Origin of the sequence: Vibrio sp. 10N.286.45.E10 (assembly GCF_002874195.2) — a bacterium.
GTDB classification, from domain to species: domain Bacteria; phylum Pseudomonadota; class Gammaproteobacteria; order Enterobacterales; family Vibrionaceae; genus Vibrio; species Vibrio crassostreae.
In genome coordinates, this window is the sequence record NZ_MCWD02000002.1 from 422405 (window position 1) to 446642 (window position 24238).

At 46.1% G+C, this 24238-nt stretch carries 21 protein-coding genes; 15 read left to right on the forward strand and 6 right to left on the reverse strand.

Going from position 1 to position 24238, the window contains the following annotated elements:
- Nucleotides 1–92 precede the first annotated feature (92 nt).
- From BCU34_RS15080 to BCU34_RS15100, 5 genes are all read left to right on the forward strand, one after another.
- The gene (locus BCU34_RS15080) at nucleotides 93–1241 is read left to right on the forward strand and encodes an S-(hydroxymethyl)glutathione dehydrogenase/class III alcohol dehydrogenase (RefSeq protein ID WP_102433413.1); all 1149 of its coding nucleotides are present in this window, start codon (nucleotides 93–95) and stop codon (nucleotides 1239–1241) included.
- Between the two features lie 156 nt (nucleotides 1242–1397).
- Nucleotides 1398–2237, forward strand: coding sequence for an S-formylglutathione hydrolase (gene fghA / locus BCU34_RS15085; RefSeq protein WP_012601125.1), 840 nt, complete (start codon nucleotides 1398–1400; stop codon nucleotides 2235–2237).
- Between the two features lie 149 nt (nucleotides 2238–2386).
- A complete protein-coding gene (locus tag BCU34_RS15090) occupies nucleotides 2387–2719 on the forward strand; it encodes a DMT family transporter (protein WP_048658977.1) in 333 nt (110 codons plus the stop codon).
- A 145-nt stretch (nucleotides 2720–2864) separates the two neighbouring features.
- The gene (locus BCU34_RS15095) at nucleotides 2865–3266 is read left to right on the forward strand and encodes a hypothetical protein (RefSeq protein ID WP_102478513.1); all 402 of its coding nucleotides are present in this window, start codon (nucleotides 2865–2867) and stop codon (nucleotides 3264–3266) included.
- A 235-nt stretch (nucleotides 3267–3501) separates the two neighbouring features.
- Complete coding sequence (locus tag BCU34_RS15100) at nucleotides 3502–4239, forward strand: NUDIX domain-containing protein (protein ID WP_102478514.1); 738 nt, start codon at nucleotides 3502–3504, stop codon at nucleotides 4237–4239.
- A 142-nt stretch (nucleotides 4240–4381) separates the two neighbouring features.
- Here BCU34_RS15100 and BCU34_RS15105 read toward each other — a convergent pair whose 3' ends face one another.
- Nucleotides 4382–5902 (reverse strand): aldehyde dehydrogenase family protein, encoded by a 1521-nt coding sequence (locus BCU34_RS15105; protein WP_102478515.1) that lies wholly within the window; start codon nucleotides 5900–5902, stop codon nucleotides 4382–4384.
- Between the two features lie 326 nt (nucleotides 5903–6228).
- On the opposite strand from BCU34_RS15105, the gene BCU34_RS15110 reads away from it, so the two are divergent.
- The 3 genes from BCU34_RS15110 to BCU34_RS15120 all read left to right on the forward strand — a co-directional run bounded on the left by BCU34_RS15110 (nucleotide 6229) and on the right by BCU34_RS15120 (nucleotide 12115).
- The gene (locus BCU34_RS15110) at nucleotides 6229–8016 is read left to right on the forward strand and encodes a sigma-54-dependent Fis family transcriptional regulator (protein WP_102478516.1); all 1788 of its coding nucleotides are present in this window, start codon (nucleotides 6229–6231) and stop codon (nucleotides 8014–8016) included.
- A gap of 112 nt (nucleotides 8017–8128) precedes the next feature.
- Nucleotides 8129–9622, forward strand: coding sequence for a cryptochrome/deoxyribodipyrimidine photo-lyase family protein (locus BCU34_RS15115; protein WP_102433417.1), 1494 nt, complete (start codon nucleotides 8129–8131; stop codon nucleotides 9620–9622).
- 378 nt (nucleotides 9623–10000) lie between these two features.
- Nucleotides 10001–12115 (forward strand): methyl-accepting chemotaxis protein, encoded by a 2115-nt coding sequence (locus BCU34_RS15120; protein ID WP_102478517.1) that lies wholly within the window; start codon nucleotides 10001–10003, stop codon nucleotides 12113–12115.
- 101 nt (nucleotides 12116–12216) lie between these two features.
- Here the strand turns inward: BCU34_RS15120 and BCU34_RS15125 are convergent, their stop codons facing one another.
- Nucleotides 12217–13068, reverse strand: coding sequence for a LysR family transcriptional regulator (locus BCU34_RS15125; protein WP_102478518.1), 852 nt, complete (start codon nucleotides 13066–13068; stop codon nucleotides 12217–12219).
- A 98-nt stretch (nucleotides 13069–13166) separates the two neighbouring features.
- On the opposite strand from BCU34_RS15125, the gene BCU34_RS15130 reads away from it, so the two are divergent.
- Complete coding sequence (locus BCU34_RS15130; protein ID WP_102478519.1) at nucleotides 13167–13814, forward strand: glutathione S-transferase family protein; 648 nt, start codon at nucleotides 13167–13169, stop codon at nucleotides 13812–13814.
- Between the two features lie 71 nt (nucleotides 13815–13885).
- Here the strand turns inward: BCU34_RS15130 and BCU34_RS15135 are convergent, their stop codons facing one another.
- Both BCU34_RS15135 and BCU34_RS15140 read right to left on the reverse strand, forming a co-directional pair.
- Nucleotides 13886–14119, reverse strand: a complete 234-nt coding sequence (locus BCU34_RS15135; RefSeq protein WP_061033049.1) for a helix-turn-helix domain-containing protein — start codon at nucleotides 14117–14119, stop codon at nucleotides 13886–13888.
- Between the two features lie 10 nt (nucleotides 14120–14129).
- Complete coding sequence (locus BCU34_RS15140) at nucleotides 14130–14678, reverse strand: DUF2975 domain-containing protein (RefSeq protein ID WP_102478520.1); 549 nt, start codon at nucleotides 14676–14678, stop codon at nucleotides 14130–14132.
- A gap of 232 nt (nucleotides 14679–14910) precedes the next feature.
- Here BCU34_RS15140 and BCU34_RS15145 point away from each other — a divergent pair, with 232 nt between their 5' ends.
- Nucleotides 14911–16353, forward strand: a complete 1443-nt coding sequence (locus BCU34_RS15145) for an N-acylglucosamine 2-epimerase (protein ID WP_102478521.1) — start codon at nucleotides 14911–14913, stop codon at nucleotides 16351–16353.
- A 68-nt stretch (nucleotides 16354–16421) separates the two neighbouring features.
- On the opposite strand, the gene BCU34_RS15150 is transcribed toward BCU34_RS15145, so the two are convergent.
- Nucleotides 16422–16829 (reverse strand): hypothetical protein, encoded by a 408-nt coding sequence (locus tag BCU34_RS15150; protein ID WP_061015626.1) that lies wholly within the window; start codon nucleotides 16827–16829, stop codon nucleotides 16422–16424.
- 385 nt (nucleotides 16830–17214) lie between these two features.
- Here BCU34_RS15150 and BCU34_RS15155 point away from each other — a divergent pair, with 385 nt between their 5' ends.
- The 5 genes from BCU34_RS15155 (at nucleotide 17215) to BCU34_RS15175 (ending at nucleotide 23759) form a co-directional block, all read left to right on the forward strand.
- Nucleotides 17215–19056: a carotenoid oxygenase family protein gene (locus BCU34_RS15155; RefSeq protein WP_102478522.1), complete on the forward strand. Its 1842-nt coding sequence runs from the start codon at nucleotides 17215–17217 to the stop codon at nucleotides 19054–19056.
- A gap of 62 nt (nucleotides 19057–19118) precedes the next feature.
- Nucleotides 19119–20732, forward strand: a complete 1614-nt coding sequence (locus BCU34_RS15160; RefSeq protein ID WP_102433424.1) for an FAD-binding protein — start codon at nucleotides 19119–19121, stop codon at nucleotides 20730–20732.
- 80 nt (nucleotides 20733–20812) lie between these two features.
- The gene (locus tag BCU34_RS15165; protein ID WP_102433425.1) at nucleotides 20813–21883 is read left to right on the forward strand and encodes a hypothetical protein; all 1071 of its coding nucleotides are present in this window, start codon (nucleotides 20813–20815) and stop codon (nucleotides 21881–21883) included.
- 240 nt (nucleotides 21884–22123) lie between these two features.
- On the forward strand, nucleotides 22124–22825 hold the full coding sequence (locus tag BCU34_RS15170; protein WP_102433426.1) for a flavin reductase family protein: 702 nt from the start codon (nucleotides 22124–22126) through the stop codon (nucleotides 22823–22825).
- 136 nt (nucleotides 22826–22961) lie between these two features.
- Entirely contained in the window at nucleotides 22962–23759 is a 798-nt protein-coding gene (locus BCU34_RS15175) for a CLCA_X family protein (RefSeq protein ID WP_102478523.1), read from the forward strand.
- On the opposite strand, the gene BCU34_RS15180 is transcribed toward BCU34_RS15175, so the two are convergent.
- Nucleotides 23680–24186 (reverse strand): hypothetical protein, encoded by a 507-nt coding sequence (locus BCU34_RS15180; RefSeq protein WP_258185280.1) that lies wholly within the window; start codon nucleotides 24184–24186, stop codon nucleotides 23680–23682. The genes BCU34_RS15175 and BCU34_RS15180 overlap by 80 nt on opposite strands.
- Nucleotides 24187–24238: the final 52 nt, after the last annotated feature.

Genomic DNA, 24238 nt, shown 5'->3' on the forward strand with positions numbered 1-24238 from the left:
AGAGAGCGGAAACATTTAAGCTCGACTACTCTTAACGAGTTGAACTTAATTGCAAAGTTATCCGCTGTACTGACATATAAAGGAAGCATCCAATGACTATCGAAATCAAACCTGGTCAAACTCATATCCAATCCAAAGCTATGGTTGCTTGGAAAGCGGGCGAGCCACTAAAGCGTGAAACGGTTGACGTTGAACTGCCAAAAGCTGGCGAAGTACTTGTTCGTATCGTTGCGACTGGTGTTTGTCACACTGACGCATTCACATTATCAGGTGACGATCCAGAAGGTATCTTCCCTTCAATCCTTGGTCACGAAGGTGGCGGTATCGTTGAGATGATCGGCGAAGGCGTGACAAGCGTTGAAGTTGGCGATCACGTTATCCCACTTTACACTGCTGAGTGTGGCGAATGTAAATTCTGTAAGTCTGGTAAAACTAACCTTTGCCAAGCGGTTCGTGAAACTCAAGGTAAAGGCCTAATGCCAGATGGCACAAGCCGTTTCTCTATCAACGGTGAGACAATCTTCCACTACATGGGTTGTTCTACTTTCTCTGAGTACACAGTACTTCCAGAAATCTCACTAGCAAAAGTAAGCAAAGAAGCACCACTTGAAGAAGTTTGTCTTCTAGGTTGTGGCGTTACAACAGGTATGGGCGCGGTACTGAACACAGCTAAAGTTGAAAAAGGCGACAACGTTGCTGTATTTGGCCTTGGTGGTATCGGTCTTTCTGCAATCATTGGTGCTCGTATGGCTGGTGCTGACCGCATCATCGGTGTTGACATCAACGAGAGCAAATTCGAGCTAGCGAAACAACTTGGCGCGACTGACTGCATCAACCCAATGAACTACGACAAGCCAATCCAAGACGTTATCGTTGAGATGACCGACGGTGGTGTTGAGTACTCTTTCGAATGTATTGGTAACGTAAACGTGATGCGTCAAGCGCTTGAATGTTGTCACAAAGGTTGGGGCGAATCTGTAATCATCGGTGTTGCAGGCGCAGGTCAAGAGATCTCAACTCGTCCATTCCAACTAGTAACCGGTCGTGTATGGCGTGGTTCTGCTTTCGGTGGTGTTAAAGGCCGCTCTGAGCTTCCAGAAATCGTAAACCGTTACATGGCAGGTGAGTTTGGTCTTCAAGAGTTCATTACTCACACAATGAGCCTTGACGAAGTAAACGACGCATTCGACCTAATGCACAAAGGTGAATCTATCCGTACTGTTTTACACATGGACAGATAATTCTCCTTGGTCTCGGCACTTAGGTGTCGAGACCACAGTTCTGACTTAAGCATCAGAGCGAAACTGTCTTCACCACCTCCTGCCCGGTGGGTGGTGAAACTTTTACTCATATAGACAAATTTACTCCCAAACCATCAACCTAACGGAGCACAATAGATGACAATTGAAAACATTAGCCAAGCAAAGGTTGCTGGTGGTTGGCACAAACAATACACCCACTTTTCTGCAACGCTTGACTGCAACATGCGTTTCGCGATTTTCTTGCCACCGAATGCAAGCAAAGAAAACCCAGTACCTGTTTTATATTGGTTATCAGGCCTAACCTGTACCGATGAAAACTTCATGCAAAAAGCCGGCGCATTCAAAGCCGCGGCTGAGCAAGGCATTGCCATTGTTGCCCCAGACACAAGCCCGCGTGGCGAAGGTGTTGCCGACGATGAAAACTACGACTTAGGCCAAGGCGCAGGCTTCTACGTGAATGCTACTCAAGCGCCATGGGACAGCCATTACCACATGTACGATTACGTGGTAACAGAGCTTCCTGCACTGATTGAGTCTTTCTTCCCTGTAACATCAGTGAAATCAATTTCTGGTCACAGCATGGGTGGACACGGTGCACTAACGATTGGCATTAAAAACGAAGATAGCTACCGCTCTATCTCGGCATTCAGCCCAATCACGAACCCAATGCAATGCCCTTGGGGACAGAAAGCATTCAACCAATATCTAGGCTTAGATATTGAAGAGTGGAAGCACTACGATGCCTCTGAGCTTTTAAAAACCAAAGGCACTAAGCTGCCAATGTTAGTAGACCAAGGCGAAGCGGATAACTTCCTAATTGAGCAGCTAAAGCCTGAACAATTAGTTGAAGCCGCTAAGGTAACCAATGCCGATTTAGAGCTACGTATGCAACCAGGTTACGACCACAGCTACTACTTCATCTCTAGCTTTATTGATGAGCACATTGAGTTCCACGCGGCTTACCTAAACAAGTAGCGACACCTATTTAGCCCACACCTTGCAAAAGCGTGAGGTGTGGGCTTTTTTGTGCCTGCAATATGAGTTAATCCGCGATTGGCATCGATTAACACTTTCAAACACTCTTGCTATACCAACACAAACAATACAACGACAAAGGTACGAATATGAGCTGGTTTTTCTTGATGATGGGCGTAATGGCTGAAGCACTTTCTCACGTTGCACTTAAAGCCACTGACGGGTTTAGTTTGTCTAAACCAGTACCAGCTTTACTGGTTATCTCAGGGCACTTGGCAGCGTTTCTATTTTTGAGCCAAGCGATGAAGGGAATGCCAGTTGGTGTGGTGCACTCTTTATGGGCAGGTTTAGCTATCGTGACCGTGAGTCTGATTTCTACATTCGTTTACCGCCAGCACCTCGATACCATGGTTTGGATTGGCATGTTACTAGTGGCAGCCGGTGTTGTGATGATCAACCTGTCGCAAGGTCATTCACACTAGTGTAGATAGTGAGTTATTAACAGTGTGTCAATTCGTTCAAACTTCCTAACAGACAGGTGATGCCTTCACTTATTCATACTCTTACAATCAGCAGATCAAACCTGTTACCATAGCACCTTCAACATCACCTATTTTGAAGGTTGCTATGAAAGCAATTAAGACTCTTTTCTTCCTGATGGTTTTATTGAGCGGTCTGTTTACCGCTTGGCTGTTTATCCCGATTCCAGCAACAATGGACAAGCAAACGCTCGACGTTCCATTGACGGAACCATTCAAGCTTGTGGCGTATCGCAGCAACCCGAATGATGCGAGCAAGCCGCTAACCTACCACTACTATGTGATTTCAGATGTGGTTGGTGTGGACGACATGGACCCGTTTCTAATTACGACAGACCAGTTTGTGAAGCTTGGCAAATTCGACGAGAACACGTTCAATTTAACGGTTAACGGAAAGATTGAGAGCTACACCAACGATTTGTGGATCAAAAAATCTGACGGCAAGCTTCAGCACTGGTACGTGAGTATTGATGCGAACTATGTTCGTTAGAGTCGAACCCAAATAGACCCGATTTAAAACTGCGCTTTGGCTTCCAAGCGCAGTTTTTGTTTCTAGCGCAATTTCTGTTTCAACCCGCCCGCTATGCACTCTCCCTCACTTTTTACCCACCACTGCCGTGCTCTTAAAAATGCTACAAGCAGAGCAGGTTTTATAAGCCCTTAAGATGTTATAAGCTCCATCTATGCTCGACTCCCTATAAATCAAAAATAATAAAGGATCACTCGTGGAATTTACGCTCGACAAATTTAACGGCATCATAATCGACCCAGTAACAGCCCCTCACGATGCTGATTCATTCAATGCCGAACTCAGCGAGATCACCGAATTTTCAAAGCAGAATAACAAAGGCATCATTTGGATTAGTTTGCCTATTTCACTCTCGCACCTTATTCCGGTGGCGACTGAGCTTGGCTTTGTGTTTCACAACTGCTTAGAAGACGAGATTACGCTGATTCATAAATCCGAGATGGTAGAATTTGTGCCTTTTATTCCGACCCACACCTTGGGCGCTGGCGCGTTGATCACCAACGGACACAATCAAGTGCTGATGATAAAAGAGCATGGCATGACAGGCTATAAACTACCTGGCGGCCATATTGAACTTGGCGAGGGTATTGAAGAGTCTGTGGTTCGAGAAACCTTGGAAGAGACGGGTATCAAAACGGAGTTTGTATCGGTGGTTGGCATGGCAACGCGCCACCCATACCAGTTTGGCAAATCGAACCTCTACTTTGTTTGTCACCTTATCGCTCAAACTCGGGAGATTGCGATTCAAGACACCGATGAAATTGCAGAAGCAAAATGGGTCGATATTGAAGAGTACATTAACAACCCTGACAGTTACCCGTTTAATCGCCAGTTGGTCGGTTCTTTAATAGGGAAACAAGGATTAGAGCTTACTCAGCTAGAAGGTAATTCGGGCCCGAACCACAAGCCAGAGGTCTTCTTTTCGCAAAGCTAGACCAATTCAAACATAAAAACGCCCAACTCAATTGAATTGGGCGTTTTGCTTTCACTTTTTGTTTTTCTTAATTAAGCCAACTGCGTTGTTAGTTGTTCTTTGTACCCATGATTCATTCCCATACTTTTAGAACAAACCTGTATTAGAAGAAGCCCAACGGATTAGTATCGTAGCTGATCAATAGGTTCTTAGTGTTTTGGTAGTGGTCGAGCATCATCTTATGTGTCTCACGGCCTATGCCCGATTTCTTATAACCACCAAACGCCGCATGTGCTGGGTAAGCGTGGTAACAGTTAACCCAGATACGGCCCGCTTCGATATTACGTCCCATGCGGTACGCAAGGTTGGCATCACGCGTCCATACACCTGCACCCAAGCCATACTCGGTATCATTGGCAATCTCTAGCGCTTCTGCTTCATCTTTAAAGGTGGTTACCGCGATAACAGGGCCGAAGATTTCTTCTTGGAAGACACGCATCTTGTTGTGCCCTTCCAACATAGTAGGTTGAATGTAGTAACCATTACCGAGATCGTCTGGTTGCTGCGCGATTTCACCACCAGTCAGCACTTTAGCGCCCTCTTGGCGGCCAATTTCTAGATAGCTCAGGATCTTATCGAACTGCTCTTGAGAGGCTTGTGCACCAACCTGAGTGTCCGTATCTAGTGGGTTACCTTGCTTGATGGTTTGAGCGCGCTCGACCACTTTGGTGATGAACTTGTCGTAGACCGATTCGTGGATCAACACACGTGATGGACAGGTACACACTTCACCTTGGTTAAAGAACGCCAACAACATGCCTTCAACACACTTGTCTAGGTACTCGTCCTCATGGTCAAAGATGTCTGGGAAGTAGATGTTTGGAGACTTACCGCCAAGCTCTACCGTTGATGGAATCAAGCTTTCTGCTGCACATTTTAGAATATGGTGACCGACTTCTGTTGAACCCGTAAACGCCAACTTAGCCAAGCGGTCACTGGTTGCTAACGCTTGGCCTGCTTCGCTACCAAAACCATTCACGATGTTGACCACACCTGCAGGCAGGAGATCCGCTATCTTCTCCATCATCACCAAAATCGATGTCGGTGTTTGCTCGGCAGGCTTCATCACCACACAACAGCCCGCAGCCAGTGCAGGTGCTAGTTTCCAAGCCGCCATTAGAATCGGGAAGTTCCAAGGAATGATCTGACCGACTACGCCAATTGGCTCTGGGAAGTGGTAGCTTGCAGTGTTTGAATCGAGCTCGGCAGCACTGCCTTCTTGCGCTCGAATACAACCCGCAAAGTAACGGAAGTGATCGACAACTAACGGGATGTCTGCCGCCAGGGTTTCACGCACTGGTTTGCCGTTTTCCCATGTCTCGGCGACTGCGATCTCTTCTAGGTTTGCTTCAATACGGTCAGCAATTTTAAGTAGAATGTTCGAACGCTCTGTCACACTGGTCGCGGCCCAACTTGCACGAGCTGCATGTGCCGCATCGAGCGCTAAGCTAATGTCAGCCTCAGTTGAACGTGCCACTTGGCAATACACCTGACCATTCACTGGAGACGTGTTATCAAAATACTCGCCGCTGACAGGCTTCACCCACTCACCACCGATAAAATTATCGTACTGAGCTTTAAAGTTCACCACTGCGTTGTCACTACCCGGCTGTGCGTAAATCATAGTTAGATCCTTCTTAGATGTGTTGTTCGTTATTGAGCGAGAGCTGTCTTATTTTTGTTGCGACTTCTCTGAGAAAAGGACTCATGACAAGACGCCCATGTTTATTCTTTCTGTTTAAAACACTGATACTTCGTGTTTTCTTCACAGCAAGAACAACGCAAATCACACGCCACAACCTCAAGACTTGTTGTTAATAAATTGTAAAACTATGATTACCAAACATTTACAACCTAAAGTGAGTTGGTATTGAACAGCCGTATGGAAACCACTCCAGTGTTCAACTGTTCCAATTTGGTACACCCTCACTGTTACGACATGGAACAGTCATGCACCTTCAACAAGCAAACACCTCAGATTGGCTTTCGTCTTCTTGGCACCGCAGCACAGAAGCGGGGCTAAAACAGAGACGTCTTCCCGAAGATATTCGCCTGCCACAGTCGATTCTTAAACAGCGACGACATCAATCATCGAGCTTGATTCAAATCGTCGAGCGCAATGCACTGCCTCTGTTTAATCAGATGTTTGCACGCACCGACAGTCGTTTGATTCTGACCGATATTGAAGGGGTAATTCTGGCAAGTTGGGGACAAGAGCGGTTTAAAGAAAAACTGACTTCGATTGCACTCAGCTCTGGTGCGTGTTGGCAGGAACAACTCAAAGGGACCAACGCAATTGGCACCGCGATAGTAGAGGCCAAGCCCGTGACCATCATTGGTGAGCAACACTTCATCCACCAGCATCGATTTATCAGTTGCTCAGCAAGCCCAGTGTTTGATCATCAAGGGCAAATGGTTGGCGTATTGGACATTACCAGTGAGCAGCAGCAACACGACAGTTCGGTGCAGCTACTCGTTCAAAATATGGTTCAGCTTATTGAGAATCAGCTATTGAGCTATATCCCACAAGGCACGACTCGCATTGATCTCGCTTGTGAAAAATCGCTACTGCACAGTGGTTGGCAAGGGATCGTAATAGCGAATGAGGCTGGTGAGGTGGTGGCACATAATCAGGTCGCCTCTCAACTATTGGATCAAACCTCGATCGTCGGTGAGAGTATCGATACCCTCTTCAACCGAGCTTCAATAGATGCACCCTTTGTGTTTGAAAAACAGCACCTCAAACGACCAACAACCAAGCGCACACGCTCTATATCAGCATCATGTGATTTACACCATGGTGAACAACAGATAGAACACGCTTGGCAGCAGGCCAATAAGGTTATCGACAAAGGCATTAGCCTATTAATTCTAGGTGAAACAGGTGTCGGTAAGGGCGAGTTTGTTAAAGCGTTACACAAGCAAAGCCAGCGTAAATCATCGCCTCTAGTGGCGGTGAATTGCGGTGCGCTGCCTAAAGATCTTATCGAATCTGAACTGTTTGGTTACGCGCCGGGCGCCTTTACGGGAGCAAGCCACAAGGGCTTCCAAGGCAAGATCCGCCAAGCAGATAAAGGGATTCTATTTCTCGATGAGATCGCCGACATGCCTTTAGAAGCTCAGTGCCGACTGCTGCATGTTCTACAAGACAAATCCGTAGTACCTGTAGGTTCAAACCAGAGCTACCAAGTCGATTGCCAGATCATCGCTGCCACTCACAAAAACCTCGAGCAGTTAGTCGCAACAGGTGAGTTTAGGCAAGACCTGTATTATAGACTCAATGGCTTGGCCTTTACCTTGCCAAGCTTGCAACAACGACAAGATAAGCATGCTTTAATCGAGTATATTCATCGTAAATACGCCGAAGCTGAGCAGTCAATTTGCCCGTACCTGATGAGTTTATTGTGCGCCTATTCCTGGCCGGGCAATATCCGCGAGTTAGACAACCTACTTAAAGTCGCCGCTTTACTAGCAAGTGATGAACCACAACTTACACTCGAGCACGTACCGAACCATCTTGCTCAACACCTTATCTCTTTAGCTCAAGATAGCCATCATCAGGTTACTGCTTCTCGTATAATCGAAGGTAAGCCAAATGCTGATTTAAGAAGTACCGTGGAAGAAACCTTGCTGCAAACCTATCAAGCCAACCAAGGCAACATCAGCAAAACTTCACGCATACTTGGCATCAGCCGTAATACGATTTATCGAAAACTAAAAAGCTTAGGTATTCTCTGATAATGAACACAGGCGCTCATAGCCTACCCTTTCATCATCGAAAATAAAATTCACTTCCAGTGAGACATTTTGACCTCTGATTCGTAATGATCCAAAACGAAAGAGGGCTCAGATGCAAACAATCAACATAGTGTGGCTAAAGCGCGATTTAAGACTCACCGACCATGCACCTTTACAACATGCTTTATCAAATCAACACCCCACGATATTGCTCTACATTTTCGAACCCATGCTGCTAAACAATGCCCACTATTCTGAGCGACATTGGCGGTTTGTTTGGCAGTCGCTGCAATGCATGAACCAGTCGCTGAAAGAGTATGGACATCAGGTCTCAATACTTCATGGCAGTGCAGTGGACTGCTTCGAAGTGATCCAATCTCGTTACAGCATCAAAAACGTCTTCTCTCATCAAGAGGTAGGATTAAATTGCACTTTTGAGCGTGACAGAGAACTCTCTACTTGGTTTAAAGAGCACAACATCCATTGGCAAGAGTTCGCACAGGGCGCTGTCGTGAGAGGGTCGAAAGACAGAATCGGTTGGGACAAGCATTGGAACAGTGTGATGCGTGCTCCCATAGAAGAAAGTCAGTTAACTACAGAATCACTGCATACCCTTGATGCTGAAGAGCTTGAACTCGCTATGGAACCTCCACAAGCATGGTTAGCCAAAGTTAACGGCATACAAACGGGCGGAAGTGCACTGGCATGGGCAACATTACACGACTTCTTTGAGCGCCGTGGTCGCGATTACTATCGCAGTATCTCAAGCCCAGAAGCTTCACGACATGCCTGTACACGTCTATCCCCATATTTAGCTTGGGGCAATATATCGCTGCGCGAAGTTTATCAACACCTATTGGGACACTGGCAAGTCGCTGGATTTCGTCGCAGCTTGATTGCTCTCTCTTCAAGGCTTCACTGGCACTGTCATTTCATGCAGAAGTTTGAATCGGAATGCGGGATGGAGTTTCGCTGCATCAACCACGCCTATGAGACGCTATTGCAGAATGAAACGGTAAAAGATCCGACACATCTTCAGGCATGGAAGATGGGGATGACAGGCGTGCCGTTGGTCGATGCCTGTATGCGCTGCCTGCATCATACGGGGTACATTAATTTCCGCATGCGCTCTATGCTGGTGAGCTTTCTCACTCACCATATGAACATGGACTGGCGTGATGGTGTCACACACTTAGCGCAGCTGTTCCTCGATTTTGAACCTGGCATTCATTACCCACAGTTTCAAATGCAAGCTGGGGTAACCGGCATCAACACCATCCGAATTTACAACCCAACCAAGCAAGCCCTAGAACACGATTCCGATGGGGACTTCATCCGAAAATGGGTACCCGAACTTTCAGACATACCCACTCCACTCCTGTTTGAGCCTTGGAAGATGACGCCTATGGAAATCATGATGCATGAGCTTGAACCAGAATCCCCTTACCTTAATCCAGTAGTCGATCTCGACGCTAGCGCTAAAGAGGCACGAGTGCGTTTATGGTCATGGAGAAAGCTAACGGAAGTGAAACAAGAGCGAAGTCGTATTTTGTCACGCCACGTTAGGCCACCGAAGAAACAGAGCAAAACAAAACGGGCAAGCTAATACAACGCGTTCCCTCTTTAAATCACTTATAAAAAGAGTGGTAATTCATTGGGTTAAATAAAATAAATTGTGACCGCCGTCATATAATGAGTAATAGACTCGCGGTCACAAACTAGAAAAGAAAAATAGCCGCCTTACTAAAACATCAAACTCTCCTAATTATCATTAAAACTAATAAATACAGAAAGTTAGCGATTGCTAAATGATGATTTTCATCTTCCTCTAAACGTTGCGACCAAAGCCAAAACTGCGCACTATGCAATCTTGTTTATATTTTTGATCTCCCTATTCTTTTTGTGTTCATTATTTTGAATTTTCCGTTCACTTATCTTGTTTAAAATCTCTGCAAAACTACCACTATTTAGCTAGAGAGATCATATGTTTAACAGTATACGAACGCGAATTGCGGTGAGTGCAGGCGGGGCGATGGCTTTCACCCTGTTGATCGCAATGGGCATGACCACTAGCGCTTTTACTGATGTGAATAAACAAGTCACAGAGAAAGTAAAACTACAGTTAACCGACGCTACGACAACCGATTTACAAAATACGGCACTTCAGCAAGGGTTGAACATTTCCAACCAACTTAATCCGGTATTAGCCAACTTAAAACAAGCACGTTCAATCATTGAGTTGAGTTCAGAAACGGACGCTAGCTCAGACCTTATCGTTCAACAGTTTACTGCCGCTTTAGAAGCACAAAACAAAGCCGTCTTTGCTGGCTACATGGTGTGGGAAAACAAAACTTGGCCACAACAAACCGATCTCAATGGCGAGATCAGCTTAGACAACAAATTAGGCTTTAACAGTCAGGGCTATCTTGCCCCTTTCTTCTCTCCCAATGACCAAAACAGCTTTGATGCGGTCGCAATGGAGAGCTTCAGCAATACTGAACTGAACAGCAATGGCGAACGCAAAGACGACTGGCACTTAATGCCTTACCAAACAGGTAAAACATTCGTAATGGAACCGTACTTCTATCCGGTTCGTGGTAAGCAAGAACTCATTACTACCATCAGCCAGCCGATCAAACAGAACGGTAAGATCATCGGCTCACTTGGTTTCGATCTGTCACTTCATGAACTGCAAAGCCAGAGTGAAGGTCTTGTTCGTCACCTGTTCAACGGACAAGGTAAAATTCTCATCACGTCATGGAAAGGCATTACCCTAGCCAACAGCAGCGCTAGAAACACGGTCGGTAAAAAGGTCTCGCCAGAGCTAGAAAAAGAATGGTCGCGAGTTCAGTCTATCGCTAAACAGTCTGGGGCTGGGTTGGTTACATTTGGCGGAGAAGAGTACGCCATAACTGCTATCGAGACTAGCGACGCACCGTGGGTAGTCATGGTGTCGGTTCCCAGTAGTCACCTTGCAAAAAGTGTCGACGAATACACCCAGTGGAGTGATGAACAGAATTCGAAAGCGCTTGAAAAAGGTGTGTGGGCGGGGATCGTCGCTGTTCTTCTAGGCATCATCTCTATGGCATTGATTGCCAACTCTCTGGGCAAAGTTCTCAATAACTTGGTCGAGCGCTTTAAAGATGCCGCACAAGGTGAAGGTGATTTAACCTATCGCATCGAAGTAAAAGGGAAAGATGAGACCGCGCAACTTGCTCACTGGTTCAATACCTTCCTATCTCGCATACAAGAGATGCTGCTTACTGTAATGGCGACAGCAGACCAAGTCGATAAGAACGCGACTGAGGGTCAAGCTCGTGCAGAGGTATCCCGTGACCAGTTGAACGCTCAAGTAAACGAAGTGAACTCACTCGCCACTGCAATCAATGAGATGAGTGCAACTGCACAAGAAGTAGCGAACTCAGCCGTTCAAGCCGCTGCGGCCGCTAGCCAGGTACAAAGTAATAGCCTTAACGGCATGACACGCATGGACAATGCCGCCAGCGCAGTTGATAGCTTGGCCACTCAAGTGAATGATGCTCAGCAACAAACGCAAAACTTAGTTGATTCAAGCACCGCCATTCAAGGTATTTTGAGTGAAATTGGCGGTATTGCAGAACAAACCAACCTACTTGCGCTTAACGCCGCGATTGAAGCAGCTCGTGCGGGTGAAGCCGGACGTGGCTTTGCGGTGGTGGCCGATGAAGTGCGTAACCTAGCAAACCGTACTCAAGGCTCGACCGAAGAGATTCGCTCAATGCTGGCGCGCCTAGAGCAAGAGACCCAATCTATCGTGGTATTGATGGAACAAAGCCAACAGCAAGCGAACAATACCAAAGGCGAAACTCAAGCGGCCCACTTAGCCCTATCAGAGATTAACCAAGCCATTGAAGTCATCAACGACATGAACAACCAAATCGCTTCCGCGGCTGAAGAGCAAAGCTCAGTATCCGAGGAGATTAACCGCAACGTGGTCATCATTAACGACACCGCCGTGGAAGTGATGGACACCATGACATCATCGGTAGAAATCAGTAATGAGCTGACAGTAAAAGCCGGAGATTTACACGGCGAGTTGAGTAAATTTAAGCTCTCTTAATTCACTCTATCTTCCATAAAAACAAGGCCGAGAAACGTAATGTTCTCGGCCTTTCTATTTCTTGAACACTCTCAGCAGTGCCTCTCACCAAACAACAAACCCTAATTGGAATCCAACTCAATCAGCTGGTTGATCACCTCTTTATCCAACACAGGATGATGCTTACTCGCAAGCAACAGTACGATGTCCACCGCAGGTAACGGCGGCATATCGTCGAGAACCTTCAAATCAGGCGTGACACTGAGCTTGCCCATCGCACCAATTGCCAACCCAGCTTTGACGATTGCACGCTGCGCTGAAGCCGTATTGCTACACGCCAAAAGCTGATAAGGGGTGTCTTGTTTGGTTAAGCCATTCACCGCCGCTGCATGGTATTTACAATCAGTCTGGAACAGAGCAAGCGGGACAGGTTTAGAATCATCAAACACAAAATCAGGGCTGCTTATCCAAACGCCCACATCACTGGTTAGCCAGTATCCCTCTTCACTATCGGGAGCGCGGGTCACAATCGCAGCATCAAGCCTACCATCATCAAGCCACTCTCTCAGCGTAATGCTTGGCAAGCTAAATACTTGAATGGAACACGTAGGTTCAGCGTTCTGCAACAAACGAATCACTTTCGGCAGAATACTGTCGTTGTAGTCTTCAGGGCAGCCGAGTCGCAGAGGTTGTTTGTCTTCGTAACGCTTTACTTGCTTAAGCGCGGTATTGTGTAGCGAGACCAACTGTTCAGCATGAGAACGCAGCGCTAAGCCTGCTTCAGTCAATACAAGGTTACGTCCTTCTTTTTGGAAAAGGGTGACGTTTAGCTCCTCTTCCAACTTACGCATCTGCGCACTGAATGCCGATTGGGTGCGATTTATCTGTTTCGCTGCACGTGTGAAGCTGCTGGTTTCCACAAACGCGAGAAAGCCTCGCAACGCATCAATATCCATATTGAAATCACCACCCATCGTTTTAATTAATGTATTGCATCAAAATTATCCGTTAGTGCGCCGCAATACAATCCCCTAAGCTCAAATACATACTCACCAAACGCAAGGAAGTACCTATGCAGCTTTATATTGGAAACCAGAACTACTCTACTTGGTCATTGCGCGCATGGCTCATATTCGATAACTACAACCTGAATGCAGACATCATCAAACTTAAGCTTTTCACCTCAGGTTTTTACGACACTCTGGCGAAAGTGACGCCAACGGCCAAGGTTCCAACCTTAGTAGATGGCGACATTGCGGTGTGGGATTCACTTGCCATTCTCGAATACGTTAACGACGCCCACTTGAACGGCGCAGCATGGCCAAAATCCACCAAAGAGCGTGCTCGTGCAAGAGCGATTTCCGCAGAGATGCACTCAGGATTCTTTGCTGTCAGGAATGAAATGCCAATGAATTGCCGAGCTAAAAGAAAGCTTACGCTGAGTGAAGGCGCGCTGAAAGACATCGAACGTATTGATGCGATATGGTCGACGCAGATGGATCAATACCCAGAAGGCTGGCTGTTTGATGAATGGTCGATTGCCGATGCGATGTTTGCACCTGTAGCACTGCGAGTCGAAACCTACGGCATCAAACTTTCGGATAAAGCCCAGCAGTATCAACAACGTGTGTTGAATAGCCCGTCGATAAAGAAATGGTTGGCGGAGGCGAGTTTAGAAAAAGATATCGTTGAAGAAGACGAGGCAGGAGAACCTGTTTAATTTGTAACGAATGAGTCTCGAATAACTTCGAGACTCATTGTTTTCATAAGGGAATACGATTTACGAACTCGCTATTCAGCAGTTGCACTCTCTTGATGAACGTTCGCTTCAAACTCCAATATGTCACCCGGTTGGCAGTCTAACACTTCACACAACTTGTCTAGTGTCGATAACCTTACCGCTTTGGCCTTGCCATTCTTTAACACCGACAAGTTGGCTTCAGTAATCCCAACCTCTTTTGCCAATGTCTTTAATCGCATTTTTCGCTTGGCCATCATAATGTCTAAATTAATGCGGATAGTCATGACAAGTCCTTTAAGTCGTTTGGCTGTGCTCATCAGCCAGAATATAACCTTCTTTCATCACCCATGAGATGATCAAAATAATTATACCTAATATAAGTGTCAAAAAGTCCATTCCCTCAAAACTAATCGCAAAGATACGCTCACCTGGTGGATTATTGAACGACAAAATCACTGACATCAATGAGCCATAGATAACGGAGCCGAATACCCAATAGAACAAGCTATACCCGAGCTTCTGGTAAGACAGTGCATTTTCTAGTGAGAAGATCTCGCCTCGCTCATAGTTGCGGAATAAACGTATCAGAACTACTAGTGCGTATATCAGGATGCTAGACATCGCTAAGCTTGTGAACGCAGCAATCATTCTTGTTGTCATATTAAGCGGCAACATCGTGTAACTCCCGATGTCATAAGTGAGATAAAAAATGCCTGTCGCACTTATAAAGTCATAGGGAGTCTCAACGGTTAACCAAAAGTAGCACACCATGATAGGAGTAAGTACAAGAAAGGACTGCAATAGCATACGGACACGTCGGCTTTGTTTTTGGATTTTAGACATAGTTAATGTTCCTGTTGAGTTGACAGGAGGATACTAAGATCAAAACAAACGATGATCAACAAAAAATTATCGATAAGCGATAACTTATTACTTATTTACAACATTTGACGAGTGAGACCCGCATAGTCCTTCATCTACACCACAATAATTTGGTCGATTGTGATCGCCGAATCACAATGTGCAGATATGATTGTTTATATTCAACTAAATTCAAATAGTTAAGATAAACATCATGTTACGAGCAACGATCGCATTACTCAGTGTTACTAGCTTCGCCGTATCTGCCAACGCACCTCTTCCTTCTGGTGAAGACTGGATCAATCATGCTACTGAAGGGTTAGCACCGTACTGGTTGATGCCTAGCGCTCAAGGGCAACCGATAGGCAACTTCCCTACTTTCCGCTGTGATGACGGTACCTTGCTCGATGTTTCCGATGTGTGCCCTGAGCTGAACAAAGGCTGGATCACGCCACATTTTGGCAAAGAATTTACGCGCATGAAGTCACGTCAAACCTATGCCTATGGCGTGCTCTACCATCTTACCGGAGACAAGCAGGCGTTAGAGTTAGCTAAGCAAGGTGCCTACTACATCATTGACCATCTTGAAGATACGCAAAATGGCGGCTTTATTGGCTACACAAAAGAGGGAAAAGCAGGCCAGGATTGGCAGCAACGTACCTCTCAAGATCAAGCGTATGCGTTGGTCGGCCTTGCCATGTACTACTACCTGACCCAAGACAAAAAGGTAGAACAGGCACTCATCGCCCAACAATCTTTTATCTTTGATAAATATCGGCTTAGCGACAACAGCGGTCTTGCATGGGTACTTGCTGACGGTGAGGATGGCAGTGCAGAACGACGCGAGCTTGTCGCACAACTTGATCAAATTAACGGTTACATGTTGTTAGTCGCCCCTCTACTGCAAGAGCCTGTTAAATCAAAATGGCTTGATGACTTACACTGGCTCACGCAAGCCATGATTGATCACTATCACTCTGAAGATGAACATCGATTCTACGGTGCAATTCACGACAAAGCAGCGATGATGCCGAATGCCAATCACAACGATTTTGGGCACACTATCAAAGCGTATTGGATGACCTACCTAACCGGTCATGCATTAGAAAATGCAGAATGGTCGCAGTTTGGTTTGGGTGGCATGAAACACACTCTCGCTCAGGCGCAATATCAAAAAGACTTTGCCAATGTATCCAACTACTTTGGTGAGCAGCTTCAGAGCGCATGGAAAGGACAAGAGATTACTGGCTGGCAAAGCAGACCGAACACAAACTGGGCTTCATCATGGGAATGGGCAGAGCTCGACCAAGCTGCGATGACGGTATCGCTTATCGATGGTTCAATGAAAGAAACCCTACAATACACCTTACCTACCTTTCATGATGTGTGGGTTGATCATCAATACGGAGGCGTAGGGCTTGAACCTAAGCGCACCAAGGCTTTTCATTGGGGCAATGGCTACCATCAATTTGAGCACGCTTTGATTGGCTATTTATACGCTCAGCAAGTTGCTGCTAAGCCAGCAACCCTTTACTACGCTAGAGAAGCTAACAGCGAAATGCCAATGGAACCGTATTACTATCAAGGAGATGTAGTTAAGCTGGAGAATCAAGGCGATGGAACGCAGAAGGTCAGCTTCAATAACATTCGACCTTAGCGTGGGGGCGCTCTGAATAAGCGGACTAACAGCAAAGCCTGAAAAGCAATTTTCAGGCTTTTGAATGACTACTTTCTTTTACCCTGCTCAACCAGCTTTTCATTCCATGCCGTGTTACCGTCACGCTTGGTCACATCATATTCAGAACAGAACTGAGAGATGGTCATGTTGCTGTCGCCAGTAGCAAGTTTGAGAGCCAACTGAACTTGTTGAAGCTTGCTTTGCAAACGCAGGATCTGACCTGCATTTGGGCTTTTCTCTTTGGCATATTTTAAAGCCGCATGTTTGCGTTCTGCCGCGCCAGCTCTACGATCCGCTTCTGATAACAGATACTTTAACTGCGCAACACTCTTGCCCTTCTTGAAGGCAGGATCAAGCAACTCAACGCATTCATCAAACGATGGTTCGATAACGTATGGGTCAACTTTATGAGCTTGTTGGCGCATCCATTCGAGTGCGAGTTTTTCATCTGACATAATTACATCTTTACCAAAGAAACAGCCCTATATGGTATCGCTCAATAGCGAATGGCTGCAATAGCAAATTAACTTATCTCAAGTCTTTAAATACATTGCTAAAGAAAGTATTGGTGCCACGCATCAAGAAGCACCCTCTCTTCAAATATTGGCGTTAGAAACTAAATAAGAGCTAATCACACCGTTAAAATTCGCCAAACCAAACGCAAGAAAAACGAAATTAAAAACATTTAAATCAATAGCTTATTGATATTAACCCGTGTAATTCACCCGTCAAATTACACGACTTCTTTGCACTCTTTCATAGTTTTGTACATTACTCATTCTAGCCAATAAAACTCACCTACTTTGTTTATATGCATGGGTAAACATATAAGTCAGAGCAATGAAAAGACGTACATTTTTGAAAAGCGTAGCAGGGGCTGCCTTTGTGCCAACCCAACTTTTGGCTTCGCAAGACAACACCCCTTCCTTATTTCCGGTCTCAATTATGCAAGCTGGGCGCAGCGCAACCTCGGGAGATTTGCACCTTATTAGTGGAGAGTTGCCAGCTGATATCCATGGCCATGTGTTTTTTTCTGAAGGAATACCATTAGAGCCAGACCACCTGAGTCCGAACGGTCGCGGCGCTCTAACCCGTCTCGACTTTTCGCCAAGCAAAGTTTCTTTCTTGCGTAAGATGATTGATACCCCGTCAGCCATCATGCAACAGCATATCTCGTATGGCTATGACAGCTTTAAACTACTTGGTGGTATGGCTTATTACAGCCCGACGATGGGATTCGTCAACTATTGTAATACCGCGCCCAACTACCTAGGTGACAACCGATTCGCGCTCAGCTACGAAGGTGGGGTTCCCTACGAATTTGATGCGCTCAGCTTAGACCTGATCACACCGATTGGTCACTATGATGAGTGGCAGAGCAGTCTTCCACCTTGGATGAGCCCTTTTATTCCTGACAAATGGCTGTTTCCACAAGTACGTACCACAGGCCATCCATATTTTGATCTCGAGTCGGATGAATGTTTCACGATTAACTACGGTGGAAACATTTCCAACACGGGTACTAAAAATGAATTTATACGGCTTTTGAAATGGGATAAGCAAAGCCCTTTACAAGGCTGGAACATTATTGGTCGTAACGGTAAGCCCGCCTTTATCGTCGCAACCGCTCACTCGCTGGGTGTAACGCGCCACCACATCCTCGTATTTGAAACTGCAGCGCAAGTCGAACCATTACGTATGCTCGGTATATCGTCGGTTTATGCTCAGCAACATCGAACTCCAACTTGGATAATTCGCAAGAAAGATCTCAATCCCGAGTTCAATTATGTGTTTGCCGACTACCTAGAACTGGATTTCGATACCTCAGACATCATGTGTAACTACGATGACCATGAAAACGAAATCACCCTATATGGCCAATACCTAGGAGCGATGGACAAATCGGAGCCCCAATACACACGCGATAAGCGATTATTTGGTGGAAGAACTCCGAGTCAATTGGCAGGTTATCCGGCAGCACCTATTGATGTCGGCGGCTTAGTACGCGCAAGGATCCAAGTTCAGTCACAATCCGTTCGACAGATAAATGAAGACTTCAGGCTGATACGAGACGACCAACTTTTTTGGGATATGAATGATCCCGCGTACCGTGGACACTTCCAGTTCCCAGAGCAATTTGAACATATTTATTGGGCTGCCGTTGGCTATCGCAAAGACCATGTCATTAAGCGTGTCGCAGAGGCGTATGAGCACTACCCCAATAGAAGGTTCACCAACGATTCATTACCTGAAACCGACCAACCCTCGGCTCTCGTGCACATGGACTGCCTTTCGATGAATCTCGCCGATGCGTATCAATTTCCCTCAGATTGTGTGATGCGAACACCTCAGTTTATGGCTCGCCCTAACAGCACCGCTCAAGACGACGGCTACATATTCACAGCCGTGGTTCGTAGTCACCCTACTCATGGCATTGGAAATGGCAAAGAGATCTGGATCTTTGACGCACAAAACTTAGCACAAGGCCCATTAGCGATCTTAGGGCACCCGCAACTCAACTTTGCGACTACGAATCATGCGCTCTGGGTGGCAGAGATAGGCCCGAGACCTGCCGATGCCTATAAAGCCAACGTAGGAGACTTCTTCAGTTCACGTTTATCAAGTCATCGCAGCGCTGTTCAAGAAGTCATTCAACAACACATTCTGCCTCGATTTGGCTAATCCATTCGATGAAGAAAACCACCTTTAAAAATCAACTTCGACTAAACCACAAGGAAGTCTTAATGAAAATAAAAACCATGGTACTTGGTAACGCTTTGCTTGCTGCCGTAATGGGGACAGCTTTCTCTCTTCATTCCAATGAGCCGGAAAGAGAGATTTCGAACTACCAAGGAACATACACTTGCCACCCCGAAGCGATCTACGACCCAAGTTCTATTGATGAAGTACAAAACATCGTCCAAGACGCTCTGATACGCGGTAAAAAAGTGATGACGGGAAATCGCAAGTTCGCAAGCCAAATCGATGCCGCTTGTGCCGGTGACGACCAAGTTCAAATCACTCTGAAGAATATGAATAAGATCGTCCACTTCGATGCAACAAATAAGACCGTCACCGTTGAAGCTGGTATGCGGTTCAACGATCTCAATGACTTCTTACGCGGGCAAGGTTATGCGATCAACATGGTGACGGAGTTAGCTATCTTTACCGTTGGTGGCATGCTGGGCAGTGGTACACACGGCTCTACATTAGATAGACCAAGCAACATGCTCGCTGACTACGTTACCCAGCTTAAAGTTGTTGATGGGCAAGGCGAAGTCAGAGTACTTGAGGGCGATTTACTGGACGCCGCAAGAGTGAACCTTGGTGTGCTTGGCGTAGTGGTTGAAGCGACATTAAAGCTTGAAGATGCCTTTAAAGTGAAAGCAGAAGTCACCGGTTATCGAGATGATTCCAACCTTGAAGACGTAATACTGGATATTGCACACAACAACTACTCAGCGAACATCGCATGGTTCCCCGGTCTAGGGCGTTACACCACAACACTTTACAACCCCGTTCCAATCGAGACAGAAGGCCAAGCCTACAATGCACAAGCCGATGTCACGGATGCTGAGGAATTTTTCTTCGGGCTACTGTTTAATGCCGCACACGAATTCCCAGGTGCTGGTTTGCAATGTCTTGCTGCCGTCGCTCGTTACAATGGCCGAGCAAAGTCCTACTTCAGAGACAGTGTCACAGGTAAGGCAGTTGATGAACCTATCGGCTATTCTGACCAAATGCAGTACTTCGAATGCAAAGACCCGAACAAATGTATCTGGGATCGTCTGCCTATCGCGCTTCAAGAAGTCGCTATCGACATTGAACGCCTGCCAAACTGGATCAATGATGTCCGCCAAATCGTCGATGCTCACCCACGTACTTGCTTCCCGCTCAATGGTATTTACTTCCGATTTGGTAAAGCTTCCGACAGTTATTTAGGAATGAGCGCAGGACGAGATACCGCTTTCGTCGGCATTGAATACACACTACGTAAAGAGGGCAAGAAAGAGCCTAAAAACTACTTCGTGAACCTAGAAATCGAGCAAATGTCGCTACGAAAATATGATGCGCGACCACACTGGGGTAAAAACTCAGTCGCTATTTTTGAGGACATGCCCTCTCGCTTCCCGATGTGGCCTGAGTTCTTGCAAGCCAAAGCGGAGCTGGACCCTTTCGATACCTTCACCAACCCATTCTGGGAGCGTGTGAGTGGTGAAACGCCATTAGAAGATTATCTAAAACCAGGATGTAACGTGCGCGGCGAATGTTACTGTGAAGAAGATGCTCACTGCCAATCAGGGACGACTTGTCAGTCAGGGCTCTACTTCACTGACGCACGCATATGCCGAAAATAACCGGCTCGTCAGGCATATAGCACTGTGCTCTATGCCTGACACTCGCTTTTCCAAAAGATTCAACAAAGGACATCACTTCAATGAACCTCTGCCAACTACTGCGTTTAGGGCTAGCATGTTGCTGCCTGTTCGTAGCACAAGGGTTTGCTACCACACTCGAGGATATACGCCCTCATACTCCATCATCGCAACAAACTTGGGCTGAACAATGGTTCTATAATATCGCCGTCCCAGAGGTCGGCTACTTTAAAGTCAGCCTACAAACCTACATTGCTCCAGACTTTTCTGACCCAACGCCTAAGGCATACGTGCATCTCGCGTTTACACCGGTCAACGGCAAGACAGTGAAATACGACATCTTTCGTGATGAGTTAATCCTCCGTGGTTTTGACGACTCGGAACAGTTCCATTACGAAATACCGGGGATTGTCGTCGCCAATAAAGAAACACTGAATGTAACTTTCGAAGACTTTCAATTCTCGATGCGTTGGGATGGCGAACATGCTCATTATTGGCGTGGCAGAAATCCGGGACAAACGCCTTTCGGTATTATTCCTGAATTGCCGGGAGTCGGAGGTAAATGGTTTCTTTACACCGTTGGCACGCCGATTCAGTACAGTTTCTACGATGGTGAGCAATCTCTGTTTGGAAGCGGATACGCTCAGCTTGATAAAGGGTGGTACGACAAAGAGTCTAGCGCAGGAATGATCTACACCATGGGACTTTCTGATGAACTCTACTACATGTTTACAGGCGCAAAAGTTGGGAGTTCTAATATTGAACTGTGGGCTGGCCGCTATATCTCACCTAATTATGACCTGATCTTCTACCCGGCGATTGGCAATATTTCACTGAAAAGAGAGGTCGATTCCTGCGCAGGATACTTAAAATTCGAAATGAACAAAATTAAGTACAAGATGGTCATGGAAGTAAAATCCGAACTGGAAAGCTTTTACCCGTTAGCCTTCCCTTCTGTAATTATCTTTGGCGGAGAGCAGAAGTACATGAAATCAATGAAGGCTTCGGTCAATGTTTCTTTATACGAGCACAACGTTTTGGCCGAAACCATCGAGATGCCGCAAGCCTTGTTGGAGTTCAGTGGACCTTTCTATTGCGATGCCTTGGATGATATTCAAAATGCATCACTGTAGATCGGTTTGAATACACAACAGGTGCTTCAAACAAAACAACAACGGAGTAGTACTTTCTTGGTGCTACTCCACAACTTAACACCTTCCAATCAGTTCCAGTAACCCCAAAAGACTCACCTTTCATGCAGACGTAATGGTAGCTCACGAAACGGATAATTTTCCTGATCGATAAAAAGCCCATGTTCGTACATATAAGCTCATAAAACGCAGGTTCATTTAATCAAGTAGGAAGAGAAAGATATGAAGGACATGACCCTTTCAAGACAAGATATCCAAACAATGGATCAGCGAGAACGCGCTCGCTTAATCAACTCCTTATCAGGATTCAAAAGCGCCAACCTAATTGGTACGTGCGATAAACAAGGGCTAGAAAATCTTGCTGTGGTGAGCTCTGTTGTTCACCTAGGGTCGAATCCACCTTTGCTTGGCTTCATAGTCCGACCAACAGAAAGTCGCCGCCATACATTAGAGAACATCTTAGAAACTCAGCACTTCACCATCAATAGTATCGGTGCTGACTTTGTTCAAAAAGCCCATCAAACTTCCGCTCGTTATCCTAAATCAATCTCCGAATTTAACGCAGTTGGTCTCACGCCCTATTACGATGATGTATTATCTGCTCCATTTGTTTTAGAAAGCAGTCTCAAAATAGGGTTAGTTTTGAAAGAACAGATATCGATTGAAAGCAATCAAACGCAAATGTTGATTGGAGAGGTCATTACGATTCAAGCACCCAAACGTGCCGTGATGCCGGATGGCTACCTTGATTTAGAAGCACTAGATTTAGTCACGATTTCAGGGCTAGACAGCTACCATGTCACGCAAAGGCTTCATCGCTTAAGTTATGCCAAGCCAGACAAGTCTCTATTTCCGCTGACTCACGAAGGCACCCCAACCTCGTGGGAAGCTTTCGAACACAACCTAACTCATTTTGTTCGGTAATTTACTCACAAAGGTGCTAACTTTCGTTCTTAAATACGGTTCATAACGGTGTGTTTTAAGAATATGGTTCAATGCCCAGCATCCGATAAAAACACTCCACTTAAATTCCACCTAACCTCTTTCTCCAAGGACCCCTTTGAAGTTAGCTCACTTTAAATACAAAACGCGCAAAGGCCCAAACTACCGACATGGCGATCAGGTGTCTTTCATGGACATCAAACAGACCTTCGGTATGGGCAGCATTCGTGTGGGCGCTTGGGTAACAAAAGAAGAGAAAGAGCTCGCTGCGAATCTGATATTCGATTCGCTAGCAGATTTGGCTTACATCTTGGCTTTGCCACCAGAAGCAATTGGCTTGCGTGGCACATTAGGCTTAGCGTTCGGCAGTGGTGGCAGAAAGGGTGTACAAGCACACTACGCGCCAAACCAAAGAGAATTAGCCCTCGCTAAAAACGCAGGGGCAGGTGCGTTAGCGCATGAGTTCTGGCATGCGTTTGACCACTACATTGCTGAAAAGGCGTTTGAAATTGGTGATACCTCTGGCCCTCGAAAACACATTTTGTTCGCCAGTGATTGTTGGTTACACGATAGAAAAGTAAGACCTCATCCATTAAACGAAAGTTTGATGTCTCTGTTTGACGCCACATTGCTCAGCGACAACAACTTGGATAAACACGATTACGTGGCGCGCAGCGTTATTGCCGACAAAGCGATGTCTGCTCGTTACTTCTCCTTGCCCACAGAGATGATGGCGCGAGCTTTTGAGTCGGTGATTGAATCCTGTTCAGAGATCAAGAACGCTTATCTAGTCGATGGCACAACCAAGCCTGATATGTACCCCCTCTATCCAGACCTCACGCATAGAGAGGAAATCTACAACGCGATACAAGGGTACTTTGCACCGCTAGGCCGCTCTTTAAGTAAATCGCGCTAAGACAAAACATGGCGCCTTCCTTACAATCAGAGGTTAAGCCAGCACCCCGAACTGGATATATAGAAGCGATAACCAAATAAACTAATCCACTTTCAAAATCTGAGCGTTTGGCCGACACACCAAACGGCTGTAGAGTGAAACCATCACCACTTACTTGCCCGTATGGCGAATAACCTCGTTGGCTGAGTCTTTCGCCTGCTTGGTCAAACACACCATAGACGTGACCGAGATGGTTAGTCATGTAATAGATATTTTGCTGGCTCTGCTGACGCATTAATAACCCAGCGACACCGCCTTTTCTATCTGGTCGCCATATATTGTTTGCTAATACGCTGTTCTCGCTGTCACACTCTTGAAGCTCAATCAGGCCTAAGCGAACAAAGCGTTTCTCTAAGGTTTTAATATTGCTTTCAAAACGCTGATACACTCTTAGAAAATGATCGTGACCATACTCAAATCGTTCCTCAATCTGAGTGCCA

Excerpts from the sequence above, each read along its gene's own strand:
- BCU34_RS15130 (WP_102478519.1), top strand. The coding sequence starts at position 13,167 with ATGCAGCTTTATATTGGAAACCAGAACTACTCTACTTGGTCATTGCGC.
- BCU34_RS15095 (WP_102478513.1), top strand. The coding sequence starts at position 2,865 with ATGAAAGCAATTAAGACTCTTTTCTTCCTGATGGTTTTATTGAGCGGT.
- BCU34_RS15115 (WP_102433417.1), top strand. The coding sequence starts at position 8,129 with ATGCAAACAATCAACATAGTGTGGCTAAAGCGCGATTTAAGACTCACC.
- BCU34_RS15120 (WP_102478517.1), top strand. The coding sequence starts at position 10,001 with ATGTTTAACAGTATACGAACGCGAATTGCGGTGAGTGCAGGCGGGGCG.
- BCU34_RS15170 (WP_102433426.1), top strand. The coding sequence starts at position 22,124 with ATGAAGGACATGACCCTTTCAAGACAAGATATCCAAACAATGGATCAG.
- BCU34_RS15135 (WP_061033049.1), bottom strand. The coding sequence starts at position 14,119 with ATGACTATCCGCATTAATTTAGACATTATGATGGCCAAGCGAAAAATG.
- fghA (WP_012601125.1), top strand. The coding sequence starts at position 1,398 with ATGACAATTGAAAACATTAGCCAAGCAAAGGTTGCTGGTGGTTGGCAC.
- BCU34_RS15110 (WP_102478516.1), top strand. The coding sequence starts at position 6,229 with ATGCACCTTCAACAAGCAAACACCTCAGATTGGCTTTCGTCTTCTTGG.
- BCU34_RS15150 (WP_061015626.1), bottom strand. The coding sequence starts at position 16,829 with ATGTCAGATGAAAAACTCGCACTCGAATGGATGCGCCAACAAGCTCAT.
- BCU34_RS15145 (WP_102478521.1), top strand. The coding sequence starts at position 14,911 with ATGTTACGAGCAACGATCGCATTACTCAGTGTTACTAGCTTCGCCGTA.
- BCU34_RS15160 (WP_102433424.1), top strand. The coding sequence starts at position 19,119 with ATGAAAATAAAAACCATGGTACTTGGTAACGCTTTGCTTGCTGCCGTA.
- BCU34_RS15165 (WP_102433425.1), top strand. The coding sequence starts at position 20,813 with ATGAACCTCTGCCAACTACTGCGTTTAGGGCTAGCATGTTGCTGCCTG.
- BCU34_RS15080 (WP_102433413.1), top strand. The coding sequence starts at position 93 with ATGACTATCGAAATCAAACCTGGTCAAACTCATATCCAATCCAAAGCT.
- BCU34_RS15155 (WP_102478522.1), top strand. The coding sequence starts at position 17,215 with ATGAAAAGACGTACATTTTTGAAAAGCGTAGCAGGGGCTGCCTTTGTG.
- BCU34_RS15090 (WP_048658977.1), top strand. The coding sequence starts at position 2,387 with ATGAGCTGGTTTTTCTTGATGATGGGCGTAATGGCTGAAGCACTTTCT.
- BCU34_RS15140 (WP_102478520.1), bottom strand. The coding sequence starts at position 14,678 with ATGTCTAAAATCCAAAAACAAAGCCGACGTGTCCGTATGCTATTGCAG.
- BCU34_RS15125 (WP_102478518.1), bottom strand. The coding sequence starts at position 13,068 with ATGGGTGGTGATTTCAATATGGATATTGATGCGTTGCGAGGCTTTCTC.
- BCU34_RS15105 (WP_102478515.1), bottom strand. The coding sequence starts at position 5,902 with ATGATTTACGCACAGCCGGGTAGTGACAACGCAGTGGTGAACTTTAAA.